General features: G+C 60.3%; 22 protein-coding genes. 13 read left to right on the top strand and 9 right to left on the bottom strand.

Annotation, left to right across the window (positions count from 1 at the left end):
* Positions 1-23 precede the first annotated feature (23 nt).
* The 3 genes from VOM14_RS11080 to VOM14_RS11070 all read right to left on the bottom strand — a co-directional run bounded on the left by VOM14_RS11080 (position 24) and on the right by VOM14_RS11070 (position 891).
* Positions 24-149, bottom strand: coding sequence for a hypothetical protein (locus tag VOM14_RS11080; RefSeq protein WP_327628751.1), 126 nt, complete (start codon positions 147-149; stop codon positions 24-26).
* 106 nt (positions 150-255) lie between these two features.
* Positions 256-681 (bottom strand): GFA family protein, encoded by a 426-nt coding sequence (locus tag VOM14_RS11075; RefSeq protein ID WP_327628750.1) that lies wholly within the window; start codon positions 679-681, stop codon positions 256-258.
* Between the two features lie 57 nt (positions 682-738).
* On the bottom strand, positions 739-891 hold the full coding sequence (locus tag VOM14_RS11070) for a DUF6496 domain-containing protein (RefSeq protein ID WP_228881016.1): 153 nt from the start codon (positions 889-891) through the stop codon (positions 739-741).
* Positions 892-1,359: 468 nt separating this feature from the next.
* Between VOM14_RS11070 and VOM14_RS11065 the strand changes: the two genes are divergently transcribed.
* Entirely contained in the window at positions 1,360-2,439 is a 1,080-nt protein-coding gene (locus VOM14_RS11065; RefSeq protein ID WP_327628749.1) for a glycosyltransferase family 4 protein, read from the top strand.
* Positions 2,440-2,618: 179 nt separating this feature from the next.
* Positions 2,619-2,900, top strand: coding sequence for a hypothetical protein (locus VOM14_RS11060; RefSeq protein WP_327628748.1), 282 nt, complete (start codon positions 2,619-2,621; stop codon positions 2,898-2,900).
* 20 nt (positions 2,901-2,920) lie between these two features.
* Here VOM14_RS11060 and VOM14_RS11055 read toward each other — a convergent pair whose 3' ends face one another.
* The gene (locus VOM14_RS11055) at positions 2,921-5,266 is read right to left on the bottom strand and encodes a PAS domain S-box protein (protein WP_327628747.1); all 2,346 of its coding nucleotides are present in this window, start codon (positions 5,264-5,266) and stop codon (positions 2,921-2,923) included.
* A 428-nt stretch (positions 5,267-5,694) separates the two neighbouring features.
* Positions 5,695-6,204, bottom strand: coding sequence for a GNAT family N-acetyltransferase (locus VOM14_RS11050; protein ID WP_327628746.1), 510 nt, complete (start codon positions 6,202-6,204; stop codon positions 5,695-5,697).
* 288 nt (positions 6,205-6,492) lie between these two features.
* On the opposite strand from VOM14_RS11050, the gene VOM14_RS11045 reads away from it, so the two are divergent.
* From VOM14_RS11045 to VOM14_RS11035, 3 genes are all read left to right on the top strand, one after another.
* Positions 6,493-7,017 carry a CinA family protein gene (locus tag VOM14_RS11045; protein WP_327628745.1) on the top strand — a complete coding sequence of 175 codons (525 nt, stop codon included), beginning with the start codon at positions 6,493-6,495 and terminating at the stop codon, positions 7,015-7,017.
* A gap of 47 nt (positions 7,018-7,064) precedes the next feature.
* The gene (locus tag VOM14_RS11040) at positions 7,065-9,113 is read left to right on the top strand and encodes an NAD(+) synthase (RefSeq protein ID WP_327628744.1); all 2,049 of its coding nucleotides are present in this window, start codon (positions 7,065-7,067) and stop codon (positions 9,111-9,113) included.
* Between the two features lie 64 nt (positions 9,114-9,177).
* Positions 9,178-9,765, top strand: a complete 588-nt coding sequence (locus VOM14_RS11035; RefSeq protein ID WP_327628743.1) for a hemerythrin domain-containing protein — start codon at positions 9,178-9,180, stop codon at positions 9,763-9,765.
* Positions 9,766-9,835: 70 nt separating this feature from the next.
* On the opposite strand, the gene VOM14_RS11030 is transcribed toward VOM14_RS11035, so the two are convergent.
* On the bottom strand, positions 9,836-12,142 hold the full coding sequence (locus VOM14_RS11030) for an FdhF/YdeP family oxidoreductase (RefSeq protein WP_327628742.1): 2,307 nt from the start codon (positions 12,140-12,142) through the stop codon (positions 9,836-9,838).
* Between the two features lie 197 nt (positions 12,143-12,339).
* On the opposite strand from VOM14_RS11030, the gene VOM14_RS11025 reads away from it, so the two are divergent.
* The 3 genes from VOM14_RS11025 to VOM14_RS11015 are packed head-to-tail and all read left to right on the top strand — an operon-like array spanning position 12,340 to position 14,894.
* Positions 12,340-13,788, top strand: a complete 1,449-nt coding sequence (locus VOM14_RS11025; protein ID WP_327628741.1) for a cytochrome ubiquinol oxidase subunit I — start codon at positions 12,340-12,342, stop codon at positions 13,786-13,788.
* Positions 13,769-14,785 carry a cytochrome d ubiquinol oxidase subunit II gene (gene cydB, locus VOM14_RS11020; RefSeq protein WP_327628740.1) on the top strand — a complete coding sequence of 339 codons (1,017 nt, stop codon included), beginning with the start codon at positions 13,769-13,771 and terminating at the stop codon, positions 14,783-14,785. Before VOM14_RS11025 ends, cydB begins: the two co-directional genes overlap by 20 nt.
* Position 14,786: 1 nt before the next feature.
* A complete protein-coding gene (locus VOM14_RS11015; protein WP_327628739.1) occupies positions 14,787-14,894 on the top strand; it encodes a DUF2474 family protein in 108 nt (35 codons plus the stop codon).
* A 168-nt stretch (positions 14,895-15,062) separates the two neighbouring features.
* Here VOM14_RS11015 and VOM14_RS11010 read toward each other — a convergent pair whose 3' ends face one another.
* Entirely contained in the window at positions 15,063-17,750 is a 2,688-nt protein-coding gene (locus VOM14_RS11010; protein WP_327628738.1) for a glucose/quinate/shikimate family membrane-bound PQQ-dependent dehydrogenase, read from the bottom strand.
* A 154-nt stretch (positions 17,751-17,904) separates the two neighbouring features.
* Here VOM14_RS11010 and VOM14_RS11005 point away from each other — a divergent pair, with 154 nt between their 5' ends.
* The 4 genes from VOM14_RS11005 (at position 17,905) to VOM14_RS10990 (ending at position 20,501) form a co-directional block, all read left to right on the top strand.
* The gene (locus VOM14_RS11005; RefSeq protein WP_327628737.1) at positions 17,905-18,312 is read left to right on the top strand and encodes an NUDIX hydrolase; all 408 of its coding nucleotides are present in this window, start codon (positions 17,905-17,907) and stop codon (positions 18,310-18,312) included.
* A 49-nt stretch (positions 18,313-18,361) separates the two neighbouring features.
* Positions 18,362-18,898, top strand: a complete 537-nt coding sequence (locus tag VOM14_RS11000) for a hypothetical protein (RefSeq protein WP_327629065.1) — start codon at positions 18,362-18,364, stop codon at positions 18,896-18,898.
* Positions 18,899-18,980: 82 nt separating this feature from the next.
* Complete coding sequence (locus VOM14_RS10995; protein WP_327628736.1) at positions 18,981-19,493, top strand: hemerythrin domain-containing protein; 513 nt, start codon at positions 18,981-18,983, stop codon at positions 19,491-19,493.
* A 132-nt stretch (positions 19,494-19,625) separates the two neighbouring features.
* Positions 19,626-20,501 (top strand): manganese catalase family protein, encoded by an 876-nt coding sequence (locus tag VOM14_RS10990; protein ID WP_327628735.1) that lies wholly within the window; start codon positions 19,626-19,628, stop codon positions 20,499-20,501.
* Positions 20,502-20,552: 51 nt separating this feature from the next.
* On the opposite strand, the gene VOM14_RS10985 is transcribed toward VOM14_RS10990, so the two are convergent.
* Positions 20,553-21,797 (bottom strand): phosphatidylserine decarboxylase family protein, encoded by a 1,245-nt coding sequence (locus VOM14_RS10985; protein ID WP_327628734.1) that lies wholly within the window; start codon positions 21,795-21,797, stop codon positions 20,553-20,555.
* Positions 21,798-21,814: 17 nt separating this feature from the next.
* Positions 21,815-22,927 (bottom strand): flavodoxin family protein, encoded by a 1,113-nt coding sequence (locus VOM14_RS10980; protein WP_442955532.1) that lies wholly within the window; start codon positions 22,925-22,927, stop codon positions 21,815-21,817.
* 186 nt (positions 22,928-23,113) lie between these two features.
* Here VOM14_RS10980 and VOM14_RS10975 point away from each other — a divergent pair, with 186 nt between their 5' ends.
* Positions 23,114-23,806, top strand: coding sequence for a PIG-L deacetylase family protein (locus VOM14_RS10975; protein ID WP_327628733.1), 693 nt, complete (start codon positions 23,114-23,116; stop codon positions 23,804-23,806).
* Positions 23,807-23,862 lie beyond the last annotated feature (56 nt).

Below are 23,862 nucleotides of genomic sequence, written 5' to 3'. Positions count from 1 at the left end.
CCGGCAAACATCCCTGCGGTTAATCAAGGCTGACGTTGGCCGCCCTGATGCTGAGGCGTTTTCTGCTGATTCTGCTGTTGCTGTCCGCTCTGCTTTCCCGCGTCCTTCGGATTGGCCGGTTGCGTATTGGATTGCTTTGGATCGTTCATCTCAGCTCCTTACTTTGTGAAAATAACGCCCGCCAGTCTGTGGGTGGCTATTCAGTGGCTATTCAGTGGCTATTCAGGCGCTATTCGGTCGCTATTCGGTTTCCCGTCAGACGCTCGACGGTTCGGGCCTGTTTCTCTCGTATTCGGCACGGACACCTTTCGGCAGCCACGATTCTTTATGGCAACACCACAATTCGTCGGTCGGCTCGTAAATGTCGACCTGATCGAATGCGCCGAGCGGTATATCCAGTTCATCGCTGCTCGCATATTCCATGAATGCGACTGAGCCGCACATCGGGCAAAAATATCTGCACGCTGCCTGCGAGCTTTGCCACGCCCGGACAGGGCCGGAGAATTCCACGGCATCGCGCGAAAACATGGCATAAGCGCCGAATGCACTGCCATGCACGCGACGGCACGTCATGCAATGACACAGCGACCCTCGCCGCGGCGCTGCCTTCACACGAAACCGCACTGCGCTGCATGCGCATCCACCGGTCTGTTCGACTGGCTCTTTTCGCGCGCTTTTCATGCCTACCGTTTCCACTCTGTTCTCTCTAACCGGATGTTGCGACGCACTTCGAGCGCATTACTTGTCGCTCTTTTTCGGAATCTTCGCGCCCGATTTGCGAGCCTGATTCAATGCAATGGCGACCGCCTGTTTATGCGGCTTGCCGTGCTTCGTCTCGGTCTTGATGTTGCGCGACACTGTTTCTTTGGACGTCCCTCTTTTCAGCGGCATGATCCTCTCCTGGCAGTTGACGCGTTGATCGAAAGGCAACCCTTGCGCGCGATGGCGGCGAGCAATGGCCGCCCTCGAATTGCAGCACGCCACGTGCCACGCGTAGCGGCCCATTCACGACAGCACAGGTTGCGCCGCCGGTGATGCAGCAACACGCATGCCGCGGCGCGTCAATTCGGGGGTTTTGTTTGGCGACTTATTTGGCGACTTATTTGGCGACTTATTGGCAGGTTTCGTTAGTGGCTTTTCGAGCGATTCGACACGAGCGTGCCATGCCGCATGAAGAGCATTCGGGACCGCGTCTTGCTCATCGCCGTTGCCTTCCAATGCGACACGCGGCGCGCGTCAACGCAAGCGAGTTGGCGAAAGTGACGCAAGAGCAGCGTTGAAACACCGCATGACAGTGCGCCGTCCGCGTTCATCGCGCAGGGCGCATTGTCATCATTAACCTCCACGACCCCATCGCCCGTGAGAATCGCTCAGGTTGCACCCTTGTATGAAAGCGTCCCGCCCATTGCCTATGGCGCCACCGAGCGCGTGGTGTCGTACCTGACCGAAGTACTCGTTCAACGAGGCCATGACGTCACGCTGTTCGCCACCGCCGACTCGCACACGTCCGCGCGGCTCGTGCCCATTTGCGAGCGCGGACTGTGGCGCGATAGCGCCGTGTGGGACACGCTCACGCATCACGTGAGGCAGCTCGCGCGCGTCGCGCATCTCGCGAATGAATTCGACGTCGTCCATTTTCATGGCGACCCATTGCACTTTCCGCTCGCACGCTCGTTGCCGTGCAAGTCGCTGACCACGTTGCATGGTCAATTGCTGCCCGTGGATCATGGACCGCTCTTTCGCGAGTTCGCGTGGGCGCCGCTCGTGTCGATATCGGACGATCAGCGCAAGCCCGTCCCGTCCGCCAACTGGCAAGCGACAATCCATCACGGCCTGCCGCGCGACGAATTCGACTTTCAGCCGAACCCCGAGCCCTATTTGCTGTTTCTCGGCCGTCTGATGCCTGGAAAGCGGCCCGACCTCGCCATCGACATTGCGAAGCGTGCCGGCCTGCCACTGAAGATGGCCTGCAAACTTCACCCCGGCGAGCGAGAGTACTTTGCCCAGCAGATCGAACCGCTGCTTGCGCGTTCGCGCGACTTCACCGAGTACTTCGGCGAAGTGGGCGGCGCGCTTCGCAAGGAACTCATGGCGAATGCACGCGCGCTGCTCTTTCCAGTGGAATGGCCCGAGCCGTTCGGCATGGTCATGATCGAGGCGATGGCATGCGGCACGCCGGTGATCGCATTCGGACGGGGCGCCGTGCCGGAGGTGCTCACGCATGGCGTCAATGGCTTTATCGTCGATAACGTTGAGCAGGCTGTGAGTGCGGTAGCCAGGATTGGCGACATAGATAGAGCGCAATGCCGCCGCTCTTTCGAACAGCGCTTCACGGCTGCTCGCATGGCCGACGATTATCTGCAGGTCTATGAACGCCTGCTCGCGGAAAGCTGCCCGGCGGCGTCGGCATCGAATGCCGATGCGCACTTATGTGGCTAGAAACACGTGGCGAAAAGCAGCCGGCCAGAAGCGCCGGATTCGAAAAACAACATCACAAAGCAATCTTAAGATTTCCTTCAGCTTCACGCGGTAGATTCAATCGCACGTCCTATTTACCACGCTACCCGGCAAGCGCGGCCGTGCTCGCCGGGCAACAATAAAACTAAAAGAGAACCCGCATGCCGAAGGGAAAATCAAGCGGCTCCGCGCTTGCAAGTGCCCGTTTCGAGTACGCGCTCGAACTGGCGCGCGGCTCTTCGTATATCGGCAGTACATTGACGCCCGAAACCGAAGAGCGCGCTATCGCCGAAACATTCAAACAGTTCTGTGTATTGTATGGCGAAGCGCAAGTCACGCTATTCCAGAAGATCCTTGCAGAAGAATTGCAGCACCGCGGCAATCAGCACGCGGCGCTGGCGGTCGCCCATTTCAAATTCAACTGCACGTGTGGCGCACGCTGATACGCGTGGCGTCGTTGTCGTTATGCATCGAACCCTCGCAGCATCGCACTCAATTCGTCCATGCTATACGGCTTGCGAAGCGCTCCCCAGCGAAACGGAAGTGTATCGACGCGCGGCATTTCGTGACCCGATGCAAAAATGACGCGCAGTGTAGGCCGGATTTGCGCGGCGCGTTCCGCGAGTTCCATGCCCGGCATGCCGGGCATGGAAAGATCGGTGACCAATACGTCGAATGATTCCGCCTCCAGCATGCGCAGCGCTTGCTGCGGCGCGTCCGTGGTGAACGGATCGTGGCCGAGGAGCTTCAGCAATTCGCCGATCGCCTCGGAGGTCTCGCGATCGTCGTCAACCAGCAGGATGCGCAGCCGCGTGTCGGACGCGGCCTTCGCACGCGCTTCCGCGCTGTGGTCCGCGCGCGGCAGCGAGGGCACGCCGAGTATCTGGCGGATCTTGTACGCGAGCTGCTCGCGGCTATACGGCTTACTCAGCAACTCGACGCCAGGGTCGAGCCGGCCGCCGTGCACGATCGCGTTCTGCGTATAGCCCGACGTAAACAGCACCTTCAGGCGCGGCAACAACTGCACCGCCTGCGCAACCATGGCCGGGCTGCGCAGCGGGCCGGGCATCACCACGTCGGTAAACAGCAGGTCGATATGCACGCCGCTGCGCACCACCGCGAGCGCCTGCTCCGCGTCGTTCGCCTTTAGCACGCTATAGCCGAGACCTGCCAGCGTGTCGACTACCGTGGCTTGCACCTCGCGGTCGTCTTCCACGACGAGCACTGTTTCCGTGCCGCCGAGCAGCGTGACGGCCGGCGCGGGCGGCGTCTCCACTGCGGCTTCTGTCGAGCGCGGCAAATAGATCTTCACGGTCGTGCCATGCCCGACTTCGCTATAGATCCGGATGTGGCCGCCACTCTGCTTCACGAAGCCATAGGCCATGCTGAGCCCGAGACCCGTGCCCTGTCCTTCGGGTTTCGTCGTGAAGAATGGGTCGAACGCGCGTTGCACCACTTCCGGCGGCATGCCCGCGCCCGTGTCGGTCACGGCAAGCATCACGTATTGACCCGCGGGGATGTCCGGAACGCCCGCGACGTACTGGTCGTCGAGCATGGAGTTGGACACTTCCATCGTGAGCTTGCCGCCTTCCTTCATCGCGTCGCGCGCATTGATCGCGAGATTGAGGATCACGTTCTCCATCTGATGCACGTCGAGCAGCGTATTCCACAGGCCGCCCGCCACCACTGTTTCGATCTCCACTGTCTCGCCGAGCGCGCGGCGCAACAGGTCGTCCATGCCACGAATCGCGGCGGCGAGATTGATGACGATGGGCCGCAACGGCTGCTGGCGTCCGAACGCGAGCAGTTGCGAGGCGAGTTTCGCGCCGCGCTCGACGGCGTCGATCGCCTTGTCGAGACGCTCGCGCGTCCATCCGTCGCGCTTATGGCGGCTTTCCAGCAGTTCGAGATTGCCGCGCAGAATCTGCATGACGTTGTTGAAGTCGTGCGCGACGCCGCCGGTCAGCTTGCCGATGGCTTCCATCTTTTGCGACTGCACGAGCGCAACTCGCGTCTCTTCGAGCAGGCGGTTCGCCTCCATGCGCTCGGTGATGTCCCGCGTGATCTTTGCGAATCCGACGAGCGTGTCCTGTTCACGGATCGCGTCGATCACCACGTGCGCCCAGAAACGCGAGCCGTCTGCGCGCACACGCCAGCCTTCCGCTTCGAAGCGGCCGTCGCGGGCGGCCGCTGCGAGACCACGCTGCGGCAGGCCGCGCGCTGCGTCTTCAGGCGTGTAGAAGCGCGAAAAATGCGAGCCGATGATTTCATTGGCCGTATAGCCCTTGATGCGGCGCGCGCCCGAATTCCAGTTGGTCACCGTACCTTCCGGCGACAGCATGAAAATCGCGTAATCCGTCACGCCGTCGACCAGCAGACGAAAACGCCGCTCGCTTTCGAGCACCGCGTCGTGCACCGTTTTCTTGTCGGTCATGTCGCGCACGATTTCGCCGAAGCCGAGCAGCGTGCCGTCGCTCGAACGCAGCGCCGTGAGCACGACGCTCGCCCAGAACGCCCGGCCGTCCTTGCGCAAACGCCAGCCTTCGCCCTCGAAGCGCCCTTCGCGGCGCGCGGTGGCCAGTGCCGCTTGCGGGAGCCCTTTGGCGCGCCCTTCGCCGGAATAGAAGATGTCCAGCGGCTGGCCGATGACCTCGTCTTCGCGATAGCCGTGAATCAACTCGCTGCCGGGATTCCAGGAGCGGATATGGCCGTCTTCCGACAGGCCGATTACTGCGTAGTCGCGCAGCGACTGAACCCAGAGATTGGCCCAGTTTTGAATGATGTCATCGGGCTCGTATGCCTGCGCCATTAACCTGCTCCATGGAGAGTACGCTCTGAATCGAGTCGGCAAATTAATGCGCCTCGACCTATACATCGCGTATCTTTTGCCGTTCTTTTGCCTTCCCTCGCACTAAACCCCTCGGAAAACGGCCGCCTCGGGTTGATGCGCATAGCGCCATTTTATTAGCGAACGCCCGCGATATGAAGCGGTGATTACATAACACCGCCGCCATCCGGCGCAACCGCGCGCAAAGGCTCACAGCGCCGCGAGGCACAATAATTGCTCTATATTGCAACATGTTCGGATGTTGCGCTGCTCGCCGCACTATTTGAATTCGCGCCGTCCGCCATGCGGCCGTTTCGTTCAATCGACTCCGCTCCTCTACACGCGAAGCAATGTGCCGATGTGAATGGTACTTTATGCGGCAACGCCGTCCGCATAAAGATGACACTGCATCAGGCATCGCGCATGGTCGCCTCGCGCCGATTGTCGGGCGACTGACGATCCAGACGCTTCTCGAAGCAGCACGCGTGCGCCTTGCTCACGTACGGTCCATACGGCGGAATGCGATGAAAGCCGTGCTTCTCATAGAACTCGATGGCGCGGCGATTACCCTGATGCGTCCCGAGCCACAGCGCCTGATAGCCGAGTTCCGCCGCGTCCTGCTCGAGCCGCGCGAGGATCGCACTGCCCACTCCCTCTGTGCCGCAACGCGCGTACAGACGCTTGATCTCGGCGATATGCTCACCCAGCGGCCGGAATGCGCCGCAGCCGAGCGGCGTGGCGAAGCCGCTTCTCGCTACCAGAAATCGCGAGCGCTCCAGCGCGACGTCGCAAACTGAAAAGCGGCTCTGTCCGCCGTCGCCGGTCAGCAGGGCGAGCGTGGCGCTCAATTCGTCGAGCAGCGTTTGCGAATCGGTCGAGGACGCGTCCTCGCGGTTGATAACGATTGTCGGGAACATCATGGGCGCCGCCTCCTTTTCCGTCGCATGCCAAAGAGAAACAGCAAACGCTGTACCGATCGGCGCACACGGCACGTGCGCAGCGGCGCATGAAAAAACGGCCCGCCGATGGGCGAGCCGAACCGAACAAACAACCATGGCGTCCCGGTGAGGGGACCACTTTCTCAAGCAATCCGCGTGCCGCTGCGCGCGAAATGCGCGTGCAACGGGAATCGCACTTGCTGGCTTCTGGCTGAGTGCCTATACATGAACGATGAGCCCGGAATTTGTGCGGACAAAGTGAGGACGCCCATGAACATTCCCCGCAGCGTAGTTGGGTTTCTCTCGTCGCGAGGTCTCGTGATCGCCACCGCTGAATCGTGCACCGGCGGCCTCATCGCCTCGCTGATCGCCGACGTGCCGGGCAGCGGCGCGTGTCTCGACGTGGGCATCGTCGTGTACTCGCCGTCGGGCAAATGTCGCGTGCTGAATGTGCAAGCGCGAACAATCGAAGAACATGGCTTGACGAGTGAGGCCGTCGCGCGCGAGATGGCCGCCGGCGTGCTCGCGCTGGAAGCATGCTCGGCACAGATCGCGGTCTCGAACACGGGGCTCGCGGGGCCGCCGCCCAAAGACACCGATCCACCATCCGGCACGCAGTGCTTTGCATGGCGCTATAAACGCCGCGACGGCGAATACATGTTCAGCGAAACACGCGTATTCGACGGCGACCGCACGACCATCCGGCAACGCGCGGCGCTGTACGCGCTTTCGCGGGTCGAGCATTACTTCAATCAATTGCCGACTGCGCGGCGCAATGCTTTGCGCTCCGCCTGAAAGGGCCCGGACACATTACATCCCATCTTCTTCAGGCACGGCGCATCATGACGCGATCATTTTTCAACCTCTACAGTCACGACTTCGCACGCGTCGCGGTTGCGGTGCCGGTGTGCCGCGTCGCCGACCCGCCGTTCAACGCAAAGCAAACCCTGCAACTCGCTCGCGAAGCGGCGCAAAAAGGCGCGCTGCTGGTGGTGTTTCCCGAACTGGGCATTTCCGCTTACACATGCGACGACCTCTTCCATCAGCGCACCTTGCTCGACGCTTGCGAAGCCGCTATCGCCGAGATCGTTGCGGCGTCCACGAGTATCGCCGCGGTACTCGTCATCGGCGCGCCTTTGAAAGTGGACCATAAGCTCTTCAATTGCGCACTGGTCATTTCGAACGGAAAGTTGTGCGGCGCAGTGCCGAAGAGCTATTTGCCGAACTACGGCGAGTTCTATGAAGCCCGGCAATTCAGCGCGGCGGAGAATGCGTCGTCCACGGAAATAACGTTGTGCGGACAGCAAGCGCCATTCGGCGCGTCATTGCTATTCGACATTCCGGCCGCACCGCTATTGCGCTTTCACATCGAAATATGCGAGGACGTGTGGGTTCCCGTGCCGCCCTCCTCGTTCGCCGCTCTGGCCGGCGCGACGGTACTCGTGAATCTGTCGGCCTCCAACATCGTGATCGGCAAGTCCGGTTACCGGCATCAACTGGTCGGACAGCAATCCGCGCGATGTTTGTCCGCCTATCTGTATTCGTCGGCGGGCCGGGGCGAATCCACGACCGATCTCGCCTGGGACGGCCAGGCGCTCATCTACGAAAATGGGGAATTGCTCGCGGAATCCGAGCGATTTCTCGACACCTCTCACGTGATTTACGGCGACGTCGATCTCGAACGGCTGTCGCGCGAGCGCATGCGGCAGACCACGTTCGGCCAGTCCACACGCCGGCACGCCAACGAGGTCGGCGCATTCCGGGCGGTCAGCGTGCCGGTTTCTCTTCCGGGCGCAAGGGATTTGCCGCTTACGCGCACAATCAACCGTTTCCCTTATGTGCCGTCGAATCCCGAAACGCGCGACGAGCGCTGCGCCGAGGTCTACAACATTCAGGTGCAAGGACTGCTTCAGCGATTAGGCGCGACGAAGATTTCCAAACTCGTGATCGGCGTATCCGGCGGACTCGATTCCACGCAGGCGCTGCTTGTCTGCGCAAAAGCGATGGACAGACTGAGGCTGCCGCGCTCGAACATTCTCGCCTATACGATGCCGGGCTTTGCAACCAGCGGCCGCACGCTCGCCCAGGCGAAAGATCTCATGCAGGCTGTTGGTTGCTCGATGGAAGAAATCGACATACGTCCAAGCTGCATGCAGATGCTCGAAGATTTACACCATCCCTTCGCAGCGGGCGAAAAACAATACGACGTCACGTTCGAAAATGTTCAGGCCGGCGAACGCACGAGTCATCTTTTCAGGCTCGCGAACTATCATCAGGCAATCGTGATCGGCACAGGCGATCTGAGCGAATTGGCGCTGGGGTGGTGCACCTATGGTGTCGGCGATCACATGTCACATTACAACGTGAATGCAAGCGTGCCGAAGACGCTCATTTCTCACCTTGTGCGCTGGGGCGCCGAAACGGATCAGATAGGCGACGCGGGTTCGCGCGTGCTGGAGCGGATTCTCGCCACCGACATCAGTCCGGAACTCGTGCCCGGCGAAGTCGAGGAAGTGATCGACCAGAAAACGGAAAGCATCATCGGCCCTTACGAACTGCAGGACTTCAATCTGTATTACCTGTTGCGCTTCGGCTTTACGCCGTCGAAAGTCGCCTTTCTCGCGCTTTCCGCATGGGGCGAGCGCGACCGCGGTGTCTGGCCGGAAACCGGAAACATGGCGCACAACGAGTACACGCTCACGGATATCAAGCGCAATCTCGCGATCTTCGCGGATCGCTTTTTCCGCACGAGTCAGTTCAAACGTTCCTGCATTCCGAATGCGCCGAAAGTGGGCTCGGGTGGCTCGCTATCGCCGCGCGGCGATTGGCGCGCGCCGAGCGATAGCGAGGCAACCATCTGGCTGCACGACATCGAAAAGATTCCGGACTGAGCGCGCAGGAGCGGGTATGCCGCATGCGGGGAGTCGCGCATCCGCGTCGTCCTGGAGAACCGCCATGCCCGATACTTATTCGTCGATGTCCCCGACCATCACCGCAATGATCCGTCTCGATCATATGCATGTACTGACCGCGTTTCATCGCTATCACGCCGACAGCGCGTGGTGGCGCAAACGCGCCATTGTCAATTCGGTGTGTGCCGCACTGGAAATTCACGCGCAACTGGAAGAAGAGATCTTCTATCCGGCACTCGCCGAGGTAGTCAACGACAATCCGACACTGTCAAAGAGCCGTCCCGAACACGACGAAATGCGCGCGACAATCGCCAAACTTCGCGCAACCGGCCCCGAGGACGCCGCATACGACGCCCTGTTTCATAAGCTGATGCGCGAGGTCATGCATCACGTAGCGGATGAAGAGAGCATGCTTCTACCAACGGCGGAGCGCACATTGAAAAACGAGTTGCGTTCGCTTGGCGCGAGAATGACGCGCCGGAGATTTCAGCTTCTTGGCGAACGTCCGGGCGAAATCGCGGTGAATACAGCGGGCACATTCCCTATTGCCACATTCCTGCTCGGAGCGCTGGTGGTGATCGGCGCAACGCATTGCCTGCCGAAAACACGCAGAATGCGATACGCCGATTAACAACGAATTGACAATGAACTAACCGCTCATCGGAATCTGGATTTGCCGGGCAATTCGCCCGGCAAACCTCTCACGCCGAAACGCGCGTCGCAGGCTTCTCGACGATCCTCACAGGAATGGACTTTGCGCCCGGCACTTTGCTCTCTTTCGCGTAGTGCCAAAGCGGCAGCAGCGGATTGCACTCCGGGTAATAGCCGGCAATACAGCCGCGCGGTATGTCATACGCTTTCACGGTCAGGCCGCTCACGCGCCGCTCGAAACCATCGTCGGAAATAGTCTCCAAACCGATCTTATCGCCGTCCGACAAGCCGCTCGCGGCAATATCGGCTTCATTCATCAACACGACCATGCGCGAGCCTTTGACGCCGCGGAATCGATCGTCCAGACCATAGATTGTCGTATTGAACTGGCTGTCCGAGCGCAGCGTCATCAGCCGTAAAGCGTCCGTTTCGCGCGCGGGCATATCGGGATCTTCGCCCAGCGCATGCGGCACGAGGAACTCGGCCTTACCGCTTTTTGTCTTCCATTTCCGCTCGCGGGCAGCGAGCGGCCGGTGAAAGCCGCCTGGCGTCCACATGCGCTGATTGAAATCGTGAAAGATGTCCGGATAGGTCTTCGCAATTTCGTCGCGCACCACCGCGTAATCGTCGCGCCACGCATCCCAATCCACGGTTGACCTGGCACCGAGCGTGGCTTTCGCAATGCCCGCAATGATGGCATGCTCCGAGCGGATGTTCTCACTCGCGGGCTCCGCCATGCCATGCGAACCGTGCATGCAGCCGGTGCTGTCTTCCATGGATACCGCCTGATCCCCGCTCGCCTGCCGGTCTATTTCGATGCGGCTCAGGCACGGCAGAATGTATGAGATCTCGCCGTGCACCAGATGACTGCGGTTGAGCTTGGTCGCGACATTCACGTTGAGCCGCAAGTCTCGCCACGCCGGTTCGATCCGCAAGCGGTCGGGCACGGAGCGCACGAGATTGCCGCCGAGATTGAAGACGGCCTTCACTTCGCCCTTGAGCATGGCCTCGAATGCTTCGACGGTATTCATGCCTTTTTTACGGGGCGGTTCGAAAGAAAACTGACTGGCGAGCTGGTCGAGCGGCGCGAGTTCCGGCTTCTCCGTAATGCCGACCGTGCGCTGACCTTGCACATTCGAATGGCCGCGCACAGGAGAAGGTCCGGCGCCGGGCTTGCCGATATTGCCGCGCAGCAACAGCAGGTTGCACACCATTCGAACGTTCTGCACGCCGAGTCTGTGTTGCGTGAGTCCCATGCCGAAATGGATCATCACGGCGTTGGCTTTCATGTATTCGTCGGCTGCGGCCTGGATCGCCTCGCGCGTCAATCCGCTGACTTTTTCGATATCCGCCCACGACGCCTCGCGCGCATAGTTCGCAAAGCTTTCAAAACCGGTCGTGTGATCGCGGATGAAATCAACATCCACCACGCGTGGCCGGCCTTGCTCGACGGCGAGATCGTCGGCGGCAATGACGGCCTTGCAAATACCGAGAATCGCAGCCGTGTCGCCCCCTGTCTTCACCTGATGATATTGCGTGCTGATCTGCGTGTTCTCAGGCGTGAGCATCTGCACCGGCGACTGCGGATTCGCAAACCGTATCAGTCCTGGCTCGCGAAGCGGATTGAAAGTAATAATGGGCACGCCGCGCTTGCGCGCGTCCTGCAACTGGTGAAGCATGCGCGGGCTATTGGTGCCGACATTCTGGCCGAAGAAGAACATCAGATCGGTCTTCTCGAAGTCGTCGAGCGTAATGGTGCCCACGCCCACTCCGATCGCTTCTTTCAGCCCCACACTAGTGCTCTCGTGACACATGTTCGAGCTGTCGGGCAAATTGTTCGTGCCGTACATCCGCGCGAAAAGCTGATACATGTATGACGCTTCGAGCGACGCGCGGCCCGACGCATAGAACACCGCGCTATCCGGTTCCATCTTGCTCAACTCGCGGCCGATTTCGTCAAAGGCCTGTTGCCACTCCACTTGCACGTATTTGTCGGTGGCCGGGTCGTAGCGCAAAGGCGCCGTCAGCCGCCCCGCCTCTTCCAGATCGTGGTCGTGCCAGGACAACAGTTCCGTCACCGTGTGCAATTGAAAGAACTCCGGCGTCATTCGTTTCGAGGTGAGATCCCACGCCGTGGCCTTTGCGCCGCTTTCGCAAAACTCGAACATGTGAGGGTCGGCGGGCTTGGCCCACGAACAGCTCACACACATGAAGCCGTCCGGTTTATTCTGCTTCGCCAGCACCGCGCTGTCTTTCAGGCCGACATGCTCTTTCGCCAGAATCGTCGTTACTGCCTTGAGCGAGCCCCATCCGCCGGATGCATACGGGTAGTCCCGCGTCACGTCCTTTTCCTTCATCACCGCCTCCCCACGAACGCCAATACGGATTCACAGCAAAGGCCGTACCCGTTGACCGAAAAAGCGCATGCTCCTGACAATCGTATTTCTATTGTTTTTTTCGCACATGACGTAGGCTTGAAGTCGATGAATCGGTCATGCATTCGCTGGGTTCGCAAGCAGCCCGTTCATCTCGGTCCATTACTCGGGGTACTGCGATGTCTCCCTCGGTTGACGCTCTCTTTCTCGCCCGGACGCAATTCGGCTTCACGCTCGCGTTTCACATCATTTTTCCGGCGATGTCGATCGGACTGGCGAGCTATCTAGCAGTGCTCGAAGGCGCGTGGCTCATCACCGGGAAGCCCGTCTATCTGGCGGTTTTTCACTACTGGCTCACCATTTTCGCGGTGGTGTTCGGCGTGGGCGTGGTGTCGGGGCTCGTCATGTCGTATGAGTTCGGCACCAACTGGGCGGGCTTCGCCTACCGCGCCGGTCCGGTCGTGGGTCCGTTGATGGGTTATGAAGTGCTCACCGCTTTCTTTCTGGAATCCGGCTTTCTCGGCGTGATGCTGTTCGGCATGAAGCGCGTCGGACCGAGGCTGCACTTTCTCGCCACGGTACTCGTTGCAATCGGTACATTGACGAGTGCATTCTGGATTCTGGCCGTGAATTCATGGATGCAAACGCCACAAGGCTTCACGCTGGTCGACGGCCGTTTCTTTCCTGCCGACTGGCTGAGCATCATTTTCAATCCGTCGTTTCCCTACCGGCTCGTGCACATGGTGCTCGCGGCTTATCTGAGCGTGGCGTTCATCGTGGGCGCGGTCGGCGCATGGCATCTGCTGCGCGATTCGAGCAATGAGCCCGCGCGCCTGATGGCTTCCATGGCGTTATGGATGGCATGCATTGTCGCGCCGATCCAGATGCTCGCGGGCGACGCGCACGGCGTGAACACGTTGAAACATCAACCCGCCAAGATCGCGGCGCTCGAAGGCGACTGGGAATCAACGCCGGGACAGCCGCTCATATTGTTCGGAATGCCAAACATGCAAACGGAGACGACCGATTACGCGGTCGAGATTCCACACCTCGGCGCGCTGATTCTCACGCACACATGGAACGGCTCCATTAAAGGACTCAAGGAATTTCCTCGTGCCGATCGTCCGTTTTCACCGGTGGTTTTCTGGGCTTTTCGCGTGATGGTCGGGCTCGGCGTGCTGATGGCGCTAGCCGGCTTTGCGAGTCTCGCGTTGCGGGCGCGTCACGCGCTTTATCGTGCGCGCTGGCTGCATCGGCTCATGGTGGCGATGGGCCCCTCGGGCCTGATCGCGTTGTTATGCGGCTGGACGGTGACCGAAGTCGGCCGCCAGCCATACACCGTGTATGGCCATTTACGCACCGCCGACAGCGTCTCGCCGATCGCCGCGCCCGGTGTCGCGACATCGCTCGCAGCCTTCGGCGTGGTGTATCTGATCGTGTTTGGCGCGGCTTTAGTGTTTCTCTTGCGGCTCACGGCGAGGCCGCCCTCGCTCGACATGCCGGGGCCCGCAAAGGACAAACCGCATCGCAGCGCGGGCATTGCGCCCGGACCCGCACAACGGCATTCCGCATCGGCCGCCGACCGGACCATCGCTGAAGACAATCGCCATGACCTCCGCCACGATTGATCTGCCGCTCGTGTGGGCGGCTATCCTCGCATTCGCCGTGCTGGCCTATGTGCTGCTCGACGGCTTCGACCTGGGCGTTGGCATCCTGTTCGCAGTCGAGCACAAGCGCGACGATCGCGACCTGATGGTGAATTCCATCGCGCCAGTCTGGGACGGCAACGAAACATGGCTTGTATTAGGCGGTGGCGGACTCTTCGCGGTCTTCCCGCTCGCGTACTCCGTCATTCTGCCCGCGCTGTATCCGCCGATCATCGCGATGCTGCTCGCGTTGGTGTTTCGCGGCGTGGCCTTCGAGTTTCGTTTTCGCGCGACAGGTGCGGGCCGCGCGTGGTGGGACGTCGCATTCTTCTCCGGCTCGGCCGTGGCCGCGTTATGTCAGGGCCTGGTTCTGGGCGGGCTGCTTCAAGGCATCCATGTAGAAGGCGTTTCGTATTCAGGCGGATGGTGGGACTGGCTCACCGGCTTCACCGTATTGTGCGGGCTCGCGGTGGTCGTCGGCTATACGCTGCTTGGATCGTGCTGGCTCATCTGGCGCACGGAAGGCGCGCTGCACGAGCGTTGCCGACGACACGCGCGCACCATGGCCGTCGCGGTTCTCGCGCTGATCGTAGTCGTCACGCTATGGACGCCGATGCTGCCAGGCTCGCTCACCGAGCGCTGGTTCCGCTGGCCTGACCTTGCACTCACCGCGCCCGTGCCCGTATTGCTGATGCTTTTCGCGGTCGGCTTCTGGCGCAGCCTTTCCGCGCGGCGTCATGTACTGCCTTTGCTGTTCGCTTACGGCATTTTCATTCTCTGCTACGCGGGGCTTTTGATCAGCCTCTATCCGTATCTCGTGCCGCCTTCCATCTCTTTCCGCGATGCGGCCGCGCCTCATGCGAGCCTGCTATTTCTTCTCGTAGGCTCGGCGATCACCATCCCGATGATTCTCGGCTACACCCTCTACGCCTATTCCGTCTTCAAAGGAAAAATGCGTATCGGCGAGGGCTATCACTGATATGTGGCGGCGGATCGCATGGTTTGTCGGCTTGTGGCTGCTCGGGGTGGCGGCAGTCGGTTTCGTGGCGGCCGTATTGAAAGCCGTATTGCACGCGGCCACGCATTGAACGATCTCTCGCGCCGACACGTAAGCTTTTCAATGACCCTTTCAATGAACCCCTAATCGGCGCGCGCTCAACTCGTTCACACGCGATGCCGAGCGCGCGGCGCTGCCGGCCAATGTTCTTTCACATCGGCCGGCGCGCAATACGCCAAGCAGAACTTTTCTCTCCAGATCAAGGCAGCGAGTACGCGATCACATAGTCGCCCTGCTTCGTGCCGAGCGAACCGTGGCCGCCCGCCGTAACGAGTACATATTGCTTACCGTTGCTATCGGCGTAGGTCATCGGCGTTGCCTGGCCGCCGGCGGGCAAGCGCGCTTCCCACAAGCGATTACCAGTGCGCACATCATAGGCGCGCACATAATAGTCGAGCGTACCTGAGAGGAAGGCGACGCCGCCGGCGGTCGTGATCATGCCGCCCAGACTCGGCACACCGAGCGGCATCGGAATCGGCAGCGGCGCGCTATCGCGGATCGTGCCGTTCCTGTGCTCCCACACAATATGGTTCGTGCGCAAATCCACGCCCGTCACATAGCCCCACGGCGGCGCCTGACACGGAATGCCGAGCGGCGAAAGAAATGCATTCAACTCGAAGCCGTACGGCGTGCCGCGCGCGAGCTTGATGCCGCTCGTTTCACTGCCTTTCGACTCGCCGTTCCCGGAAGGAATCTGCGAGCGAGGCACCAGCTTCGACGTGAAAGCCATGTAGCTCGGATTCGCAATGAGAATCTGGCGAACCGGATCGACCGAAATGCCGCCCCAGTCGAATACCCCGAAATTCCCCGGAAATACGAGCGATCCTTGTTCTGACGGTGGCGTGAACATGCCGTCGTAACGCAGCGACTTGAACTTCACGCGGCACCACAATTGATCGAAAGGACTCGTGCCCCACATGTCGCGCTCGCGCACTCTCGGCGGCTTGAAGTTCAGTGCGGAGAACGGTTGCGTGGGCGATGTGTGATCGCCCTTTCCCGCGCCCTGAGGCACGGGCTCCTCGGTGATCGGCACAATCGGCTTGCCTGTTTCGCGGTTCAGCACATAGAGGCTGCCCTGTTTCGTCGATGCGATCAGCGCGGGCTGCACGCCGCTGGGCGTCTGCAAATCGATCAATGACGGTTGGCCGCCCACATCCATGTCCCATAGATCGTGGTGAGTGAACTGGTAATTCCAGCGCATCTTGCCGGTCGCGAGATCGAGTGCAACCACGCCCGCCGCCACCTTTTCCGAGGCAGGCGTGCGTACGCCGCCCCATTGATCGGGCGTCTGATTGCCGAGCGGCAAATAGACCATGCCGAGCTTTTCGTCGACGCTGAATACCGACCACATATTCGGCGAATTGCGCACATACGTTTGATTTGCACCGATCGGCTGCGTCGCATCCGGATTGCCCGCGTCCCAATTCCACACGAGATGACCGTCGTGCGCGTCGAACGCGCGCGTCACACCAGAGGGCTCGTTAGTTGATTCGTTATCGGTGACGTGGCCGCTGATAATCACGAGGTCACGCGTCACAGCAGGCGGCGACGTCGAGTAATAACCACCGGGCGTGAACGGACCGATATTCGTGCGCAGGTCGATTTGCCCGCTATTGCCGAAGTGCGTGCACGGCTGGCCCGTGTCCGCATTGAGCGCAATGAGGCGGGCATCGGCAGTCGGCAGGAAAATGCGGCGCGGGCATTCGGCGCTCGCGGCCGTGTTAGTGGCCGTGTTGGTGGCCGTGTTGGTGGCCGTGTTAGTGGCCGTGTTCTCGGCCGTGGTCGCACCTGGCTGCGTGGCCGCCGAGGAGTCGGTGGCCGCGGACGCCGCCGAAGCGGATTGCGCGGTGTTCTCCGCTGCGGAAGCGGCCGACGCGAGATCGGCAGACGGTGCGGAAGCCGCGCCATTCGAAGCAGCAGTATCGGACGCAGCAGCAGCACTGGCACCCGCGTTGGCACCCGCGTTGGGACTCGCGTTGGCACCCGATGCAGCGGCAGCGTTATCGGCCGCGCTAACCGCGGCATTCGCGGGGTACATGGCGTCATCGTGATAAGACACGCCGCGGCACGTCATATGTTCCCAATGCTTGAAACCGACAGGGCTCTGAATATGCGGATCGTACCGCCAGAGTTCCTTACCCGATGCCGGATCGAGCGCAATCACGATACTGTGCGGCGTGCAGAGAAAGAGCTTGTTGCCGACCTTGATCGGCGTGTTCTCATCCGTTGTTTCAGTGGGGTCGCCAGGGCCCGGCTTATCGCCTGTTTCGAATTGCCATGCCACTTTCAATTTCCCCGCATTTTCAGGGGTGATTTGCGTCAACGGCGAATAGCGCTGACCGAGCGGCGAGCCGCCATAATCCGTCCAGTCGCCCGGTTGGCGATTTGAATCGCCGGCAAGCGACGTGGCGGAAGCCGCCGAGGTCACGTCCAGCGTACCGGGATGATCGTAGGGATGATTGAAACCAGTGACGATGCCGAGCAGCACCGTCAACACGACGGCGCCGGCCAACGGCACCACGCCCTCGCGATGCGCGGCGGGCGGACCGAACACGAGCTTGCGCGTAACCGGCGGCAGCAGCAGCCACAATGCGAGCACGAGCCACACCCACAAACGCGGCAGCAATTGCCAGAAATCGAAGCGCGCTTCCACCACGGCCCAGATCGTCGAGCCGAACAGAATGACCGCAAAGAGCCATAAGGCGAAGCGGCGGCGCATGGCGAGCAGCAGTCCCGTGAGCGCAATCGCGAGACCCGTCACCACGTAATACCAGGAACCGCCAAGCTTCACAAGCGGAACTCCGCCGGCGGCGAGCACCAAACCGATAATGACAAATACGACTGCGGGAACCGCGAGTGCGGGGGGCACCCGATGTGGCTTCGACATATTCACCACCTTTGCAGAATGATTCGAATTGAATCGCATGAATGGCCGCGATATGCTGGCCGGAAGAGATCGCATTGGTCGTAGCATTTGCAGTTCCCGGCCATGCGCGAGACGAGGCACGCGGCATGCTCACCAAGGACGCCCCTTACACATCATGAAGCACCGAGCCACAGTACTTTGCCTGCGCGCTAATCGCATTCTGCTTGTCGCGCGAGCGAATGGAAGATGGGCGCTGCCCGGCGGCCGATGCAAGATCGGCGAGCCGGTGCGGATCGCAGCCGTGCGCGAACTTCTCGAAGAAACGCGTATGGGCGACCTCGCGCTCAAGTACATCTTCGAATTCTGGGGAGCGCGCACGCGGCACTATGTGTTCGCCGTGCGTATTCCAGACCACATGGAGCCGGTACCGAGTCAGGAAATCAGCCGGTGCCGCTGGATTCACGCCAAAGACATTCACTCGACGTGGGTCAGCGTGTCGACACGAGGCATCGTTCAGATACTGCTTGAAGAAAGCAGCCCGATGGGACCGGCGCGCAGGTCGAGTCCATTGCGGATGTTCTGATTCACTTCTTCTCGGTGTTTCGCAATGACTCATGAAGGAACTGCGGCCGATGCCCAAGACTTCTGTCACGCCGTTCAGCCTCGCCGAGCGCGCGATCATCAACCTTTATGACGGCGGCGTGCTGTCGCCTGCCGTTCTTGAACGGCTTATCGCCGCATTCGCGCTAGCGAATCCGCAGTGGGACACCGAGCCCATCGAGCGCACCGTCGACGGACGCTCGCTGCACGAAGTGGTCGCCCTCACCATGCTGCCCGGCGAATCGCTACGCTCGGCGCGCAAATCGTTTATGTCCGTGATCGAACACATTGCCGGCGCGGCGACAATGAAAAATGCCAGGCGCGGACCGGCGAAAGAAGAACCTGAAGACTCAGCAGAGGAAGAGCGCGATAGCGCCGAACTGGAGCAACAGTTGTCCGGCAGAACACGCAGTACAGGCGGCAAACGCAGTACAGGCAGCACAGGCGGTGCGGCGCGTGAGCGAAAATCAAAGGCTAAAGAAGACGAAACCTCCGCTCGCCCTCAAACAAACAGCGCCACCTTCAATCTTCTTCTGAATGCGGCGGCGCCGCGCAAAAGTAGACGCTGATCCGCTTTCCAATCAGGCACATTGCTTGCGGTCTGGCGCTCAGAGGTGCCGCCGCCAGGCGGCGTTCAACAAGGAGAGCGACATGACAGAAAAGCAAACCGGCCCCGGCAGCGAAGATGCACTCGAATTACTGATCGCAGATCATCGGGCAGTAGAACGACTTTTCGACGCATTCAAAAAAGCCCAGAACGACGATCTTGAAGCGAAGGCAACCTTGGCGCAACGCGCGTGTGAAGAGTTGACCATGCACACCATCATCGAAGAAGAACTTCTTTATCCGGCCGCGAACGAAGCGCTGCCGTCAAGCGATGTGGTCGACGTCGAAGAAGCCTATGTCGAGCACTTTCTCGTGAAAACGCTGATCCGCAAATTCGAATCGCTGAAGGCCGGCGACAAAGGCTTCGATGCGACTTTCAAGGTGATGAGCGAGATGGTGCAGCATCACATCGAAGAAGAAGAAAGCGAACTCTTTCCGGAATTGCGCAAAGTCAATCTGGATGGAAAGGCACTCGGCCAGAAGATGGCGAAGCGCAAGGTGGAATTGCAAAGCAAGCTCGATGCAGTGGGCAGCCGCGCTGTCGGCGACAAGACGTAATGCACACCGGCGAGCAAGAAACGAACAGGTCGCGCTGACTCGGCTGGAACGCTTCGCATTCTCCGGGTATGGCGAATGCGCAGGCCAGCATGCAGTGCGTAGTTTCCCTAATCTACTCAAGTGGAGAAGCCAATGTTCGTTCATAACAAGCGACTTCAATATACGGTGCGTGTCGCCACTCCCAACCCCGGTCTCGCCAATCTGATGCTCGAGCAATTTGGCGGGCCTCAGGGAGAGCTTGCGGCTGCGTGCCGGTACTTCACTCAAGCCGTCGCCGAAGAAGATCCGGGCCGCAAGGACATGCTGTTCGATATCGCGACAGAAGAACTGAGTCACCTCGAAGTGATCGGCTCCATTGTCGCGATGTTGAACAAGGGCGCGAAGGGTCAGCTCGCGGAAGGTGTCGAGAAGGAAGCGGACTTATATCGTTCGCTAACGGGCGGCGGCAATGACTCGCACACGACCGCGCTGCTGTATGGCGGCGGCCCCGCGCTGACGAATTCCGCGGGCGTGCCGTGGACGTCAGCTTATATCGACACGATCGGCGAGCCGACTGCCGATCTGCGCTCGAACATCGCGGCGGAAGCACGCGCAAAGATCGTCTATGAGCGGCTTCTCAACATCACGGACGACCCCGGCATCAAGGAAGCACTCGGCTTTCTGATGACACGTGAAATCGCTCACCAGAAGTCATTCGAAAAGGCGCTGCACTCTATTCAGCCGAACTTCCCGCAAGGTAAATTGCCTGGCGTTCCGGAATTTACCAACGTGTACTACAACATGTCGTCTGGCGAAGGCGATGCGCGCGGTCCGTGGAATGAAGGACCGGAATGGGAATTCGTGGAGTCGCCGCAACCGGCGGTGGACGGCGGCGACGGCCTGCCATCGGTCAAGGTGAGCCAGGCGGATGTCAAGGTGCTCGGCGCGTTGGCTTCGCGAACCGCCTCGAATACGGCGACCGATCCGGTGACTGGCGCGGATCTCGGATCGGGTCAACAGACGGAGTAAGTCGTACTGAGAGTCGCAGTGCGAGTCGTAATGCGCCTCGACCGCGGCGGCTTATGCCGCGGTCGCAATATGGGCATTCACTTTGACTGGCGGCGCGTGATCGAACGGCGGCCGAGGTACGAAGCCGCGAATCACGCCTGGTTCGAACACGAGACAGCACGTGGAGCCGCCGTACTGGAAAAAGCCGATTTCGTCGCCCTTCTTCACGCGCTGTCCGGGCAGCGCTTCGATCATGCATGACGACACATCGGCCATGCCGACGAACACGCAGCCCACTTGCCCAATAGCGGGATCATCGCTTTCGATCACGATAACCGCGCGCGCGGCCACGGCCGTTATATAACCTTGTGAGTCGTTCAGACCGCCGGCGTCTCGCCCTTGTGCATCCGCGTCCGAATAATACGTACCGTCGAGTGCATACGCTTTCCTGATCACGCCGCTCACCGGCGCATGCCAGCGGTGGTAGTTGAACGCGCTGAGAAAGCTCTGGTAAACCGACCCGCCGACAAAGCGCTGCGCGAGTTCGCGCTCCTTTTCCGTGAACATGTCGAGCAGCGAATAAGGCTGCGCCTTGATCCAGAACGTGTCGCACAGTTTGACATCGGTCTGGATGTTGTAGGGCGCCGCCTCGCAGGCACTGACAATGATCTTGCTGTCATGCGGCTCAGCCACCGGTCTCGCGCCTTCGCGAAAGCGGCGCGTGAAAAAGTCGTTCCATGAAGCAAATCCCCAATGCGCCTTTTCCGGATCGCAAACGAACTGTGACAGGTTGATCTTCTCGTCAGCCTCGGAGGAGAACCATCCATTCGGCGCCGACGTCGTCAAATGTTCTCGCGAATGAGGTCCGCTCAAAAACGCGCACCAGCAATTGAGCACTTTCTTGAGTTGCGCGTTCAGCGCGGGATCGCGAAAAAGCGCATAGCCCGAAGGCATGCACATGGGCCAGTCGAGCACCGCATTCAACGGGCAATGAATCAGACTACTTTCGCTGAAGGGCGGCGCATAGGTCATCATGTAATCGACGATCACCATCAATTCGTCGATCGACGAATAGCCGAGCACATAGCCTTCGTTCAACGCCTGCTCGATGGCGCGCGTCATATCCATGCGAAGAACCGGATCGCCGTTCACCAGCGCGGCCAGCGCCTCGACCGCAGTCGTTCGCGGCGCGTGCGCCGCGCGAGCGCGCGCCTTTTCGGCGAGATCCGTGCGGTATTTGGCCAGATGCGCTTCGTTGCTGGGTAGCCAGTCGCCTAGCCGGCGCCGTTCGGTTGTCGAATCCCTGTTATCTGCCATCCTGATCCTTTTTCCATTTACTTCGCGCGCGGCGTTTCCAGCGTGTCGCCGGGCTGCAGGTGCCCACTGCGAATCTGATCGATGCATTGGGCCACGGCCTCGGCCACATTCACCACTTCTTTTTGCATATCGGAGTCGCGATCCAACGTCGCGTGGCTCGTGGCATAGGGCTCGTAGTAGCCGATAAAGCGATCGAGCCGCGACTTCGGACCGGCTTCGATCAGCCCCATCCAGCCGAGCCAATCGCTCAGGGCGCGGCGCGAGCCTTCAATACCTGCAACGTCGCCGTGCACCACGACACCATATGCTCTGCCCGCCAGATGCTTGGGATAATCCCAGCCGGCCAGTTCTATCCGTTTCGCTTCGTCGGGCTTCTTGCCATGCGTTGACGAGGGGTCGGGATTGCCGCCATCGGCGCAAACCAGGCGATCCATCAGCAGCTTCAGCGGACTGCTGACCTGATACCAGTACACGGGCGTGACGAATATCACGCCATGAGCCGCGGCAAATTGCTCGTAGATATCGTTCATCCAGTCGTTGACCAGACCCAGCGAATGATTTGGATAACAACTGCACGGCCAGTGACAAAGCGGCATGGCTGTCGACACACAGCCTTTGCATGGATGAATATGCAGATCGCGATCGGAATTCAGGCGCGACAAATCGAGGAAGTCCACTTCGAAAGCGCGACGCTCCAGCGTACCTTGCATGATCTTCCCGAGCCGGAAGCTTTTCGACATTTCGCCGGGACACGTATAGTCGTTTCGCGATGAAGCATTCACGATCAGCACGCGCGACCGCGTGGCCGGATCGCGCTGCCGGGCCTGCGCGGCCTTGATCCGCTCACTGGCCGCGCGCCACTCGACGGAAAGGTCGTAGTCAGGATCGGCATAACCCGCGCCCGCCTTCTCCGTGACCGGCGATTTGCGCGCGTTCAAATACGCGTCCCACGCGATAGCCTCCAGGCGTGCGAGTGCGTCATCTTCCATGCGAAATGCCGGGTCGTAGAACCGCGCCATGAAGCGCTCGCGGAAGACATCGCGAGGAAGCTTCTCCGTGACCTGCCCTTTGCGCACTTCAACGGCTTCAATGGGTATGCGCGCCCCCGGCGGAGTTTTCTTTTCGCTCATGGCGTCGCTCGCAGGAAACAATCTAGCCATTGCGCAGCAATGCGCATTCCCGTTTCCGGGCGTGGATCAATCGCCGTCGAATAGCTCAATGGCTGAATAGCGCTTCGCGAATGCGGCCCGCGACTTGCTTCTCACTGCGTTCGTGTCCACTCATTTGCAGCACGTCAGTTAGAGTCCATTACGATAATGATGCAATCGCGCCCCCGCCTGTTCGTTGTTTCGCCCCACCTCGACGATGCCGTGCTCAGTTGCGGCGCCTTGCTCCAGGCGAACCCGGCCAGCATCGTCTGCACCGTCTTTACCGCGTCGCCGCGCGCCAACATGTCCACTGAGTGGGACCGTCAATCGGGATTCAAAGACGCATTTGAAGCCATGCGAACCCGCAAGGGCGAGGACTCGCGCGCGCTGAAAATATTGAACGCGAGGCCGGTTCATCTGCCCTTCTGCGATTCGCAATATCTCCAGTCTCCGTCGCGCGAGGAATTGACTTGCGCGCTCCGTCAAACGCTTCTGGAGTACCACCCCGAGAAAGTGCTGATTCCGCTCGGCCTTTTTCATTCCGACCACACACTGGTTTCGGACGCATGCCTCGAATTATTGAGCGACGCAGCGGGGATCGAATTTCTTGCCTATGAAGAAGTGCCTTATCGACACATAGAAGACATAGCGCCCGCGCGCATTGAAGAACTGAAGAAGCGCGGCTATCTGCTCAGTCCCGCCGAGAAGCTTTGCAGCGCGCGTGCTCACGCTGCGGAGCATGCAGAACAATCAAAGCGCGAAGCCATCGCCGCTTACGCGAGCCAGCTACGCGCATTCGGTCCGCAGAGCGAAACCACACTGTATTCCACGGAAAAGTATTGGCACCTAAAAAGAGAGTGAAGGCAAACTGAAGCCTGAAGGCACAGCGTTTGCTTGAAACGGGCATCGCCTCGTTG

It is taken from the genome of Paraburkholderia sp. MPAMCS5, from assembly GCF_036016995.1.
In the GTDB taxonomy this organism is placed as follows: domain Bacteria; phylum Pseudomonadota; class Gammaproteobacteria; order Burkholderiales; family Burkholderiaceae; genus Paraburkholderia.
This window is presented reverse-complemented; position numbering and strand designations above follow the sequence as displayed.

What these genes read in the sequence shown, in the direction of transcription:
- VOM14_RS10975 (WP_327628733.1), top strand. Translation starts at nt 23,114, where the DNA reads ATGATGCAATCGCGCCCCCGCCTGTTCGTTGTTTCGCCCCACCTCGAC.
- VOM14_RS11075 (WP_327628750.1), bottom strand. Translation starts at nt 681, where the DNA reads ATGAAAAGCGCGCGAAAAGAGCCAGTCGAACAGACCGGTGGATGCGCA.
- VOM14_RS11030 (WP_327628742.1), bottom strand. Translation starts at nt 12,142, where the DNA reads ATGAAGGAAAAGGACGTGACGCGGGACTACCCGTATGCATCCGGCGGA.
- VOM14_RS11050 (WP_327628746.1), bottom strand. Translation starts at nt 6,204, where the DNA reads ATGATGTTCCCGACAATCGTTATCAACCGCGAGGACGCGTCCTCGACC.
- VOM14_RS10990 (WP_327628735.1), top strand. Translation starts at nt 19,626, where the DNA reads ATGTTCGTTCATAACAAGCGACTTCAATATACGGTGCGTGTCGCCACT.
- VOM14_RS10980 (WP_442955532.1), bottom strand. Translation starts at nt 22,927, where the DNA reads ATGAGCGAAAAGAAAACTCCGCCGGGGGCGCGCATACCCATTGAAGCC.
- VOM14_RS11045 (WP_327628745.1), top strand. Translation starts at nt 6,493, where the DNA reads ATGAACATTCCCCGCAGCGTAGTTGGGTTTCTCTCGTCGCGAGGTCTC.
- VOM14_RS11000 (WP_327629065.1), top strand. Translation starts at nt 18,362, where the DNA reads ATGCCCAAGACTTCTGTCACGCCGTTCAGCCTCGCCGAGCGCGCGATC.
- VOM14_RS11010 (WP_327628738.1), bottom strand. Translation starts at nt 17,750, where the DNA reads ATGTCGAAGCCACATCGGGTGCCCCCCGCACTCGCGGTTCCCGCAGTC.
- VOM14_RS11040 (WP_327628744.1), top strand. Translation starts at nt 7,065, where the DNA reads ATGACGCGATCATTTTTCAACCTCTACAGTCACGACTTCGCACGCGTC.
- VOM14_RS11035 (WP_327628743.1), top strand. Translation starts at nt 9,178, where the DNA reads ATGCCCGATACTTATTCGTCGATGTCCCCGACCATCACCGCAATGATC.
- VOM14_RS11060 (WP_327628748.1), top strand. Translation starts at nt 2,619, where the DNA reads ATGCCGAAGGGAAAATCAAGCGGCTCCGCGCTTGCAAGTGCCCGTTTC.
- VOM14_RS10985 (WP_327628734.1), bottom strand. Translation starts at nt 21,797, where the DNA reads ATGGCAGATAACAGGGATTCGACAACCGAACGGCGCCGGCTAGGCGAC.
- VOM14_RS11005 (WP_327628737.1), top strand. Translation starts at nt 17,905, where the DNA reads ATGAAGCACCGAGCCACAGTACTTTGCCTGCGCGCTAATCGCATTCTG.
- VOM14_RS11015 (WP_327628739.1), top strand. Translation starts at nt 14,787, where the DNA reads ATGTGGCGGCGGATCGCATGGTTTGTCGGCTTGTGGCTGCTCGGGGTG.
- VOM14_RS11055 (WP_327628747.1), bottom strand. Translation starts at nt 5,266, where the DNA reads ATGGCGCAGGCATACGAGCCCGATGACATCATTCAAAACTGGGCCAAT.
- cydB (WP_327628740.1), top strand. Translation starts at nt 13,769, where the DNA reads ATGACCTCCGCCACGATTGATCTGCCGCTCGTGTGGGCGGCTATCCTC.
- VOM14_RS11080 (WP_327628751.1), bottom strand. Translation starts at nt 149, where the DNA reads ATGAACGATCCAAAGCAATCCAATACGCAACCGGCCAATCCGAAGGAC.
- VOM14_RS10995 (WP_327628736.1), top strand. Translation starts at nt 18,981, where the DNA reads ATGACAGAAAAGCAAACCGGCCCCGGCAGCGAAGATGCACTCGAATTA.
- VOM14_RS11070 (WP_228881016.1), bottom strand. Translation starts at nt 891, where the DNA reads ATGCCGCTGAAAAGAGGGACGTCCAAAGAAACAGTGTCGCGCAACATC.
- VOM14_RS11025 (WP_327628741.1), top strand. Translation starts at nt 12,340, where the DNA reads ATGTCTCCCTCGGTTGACGCTCTCTTTCTCGCCCGGACGCAATTCGGC.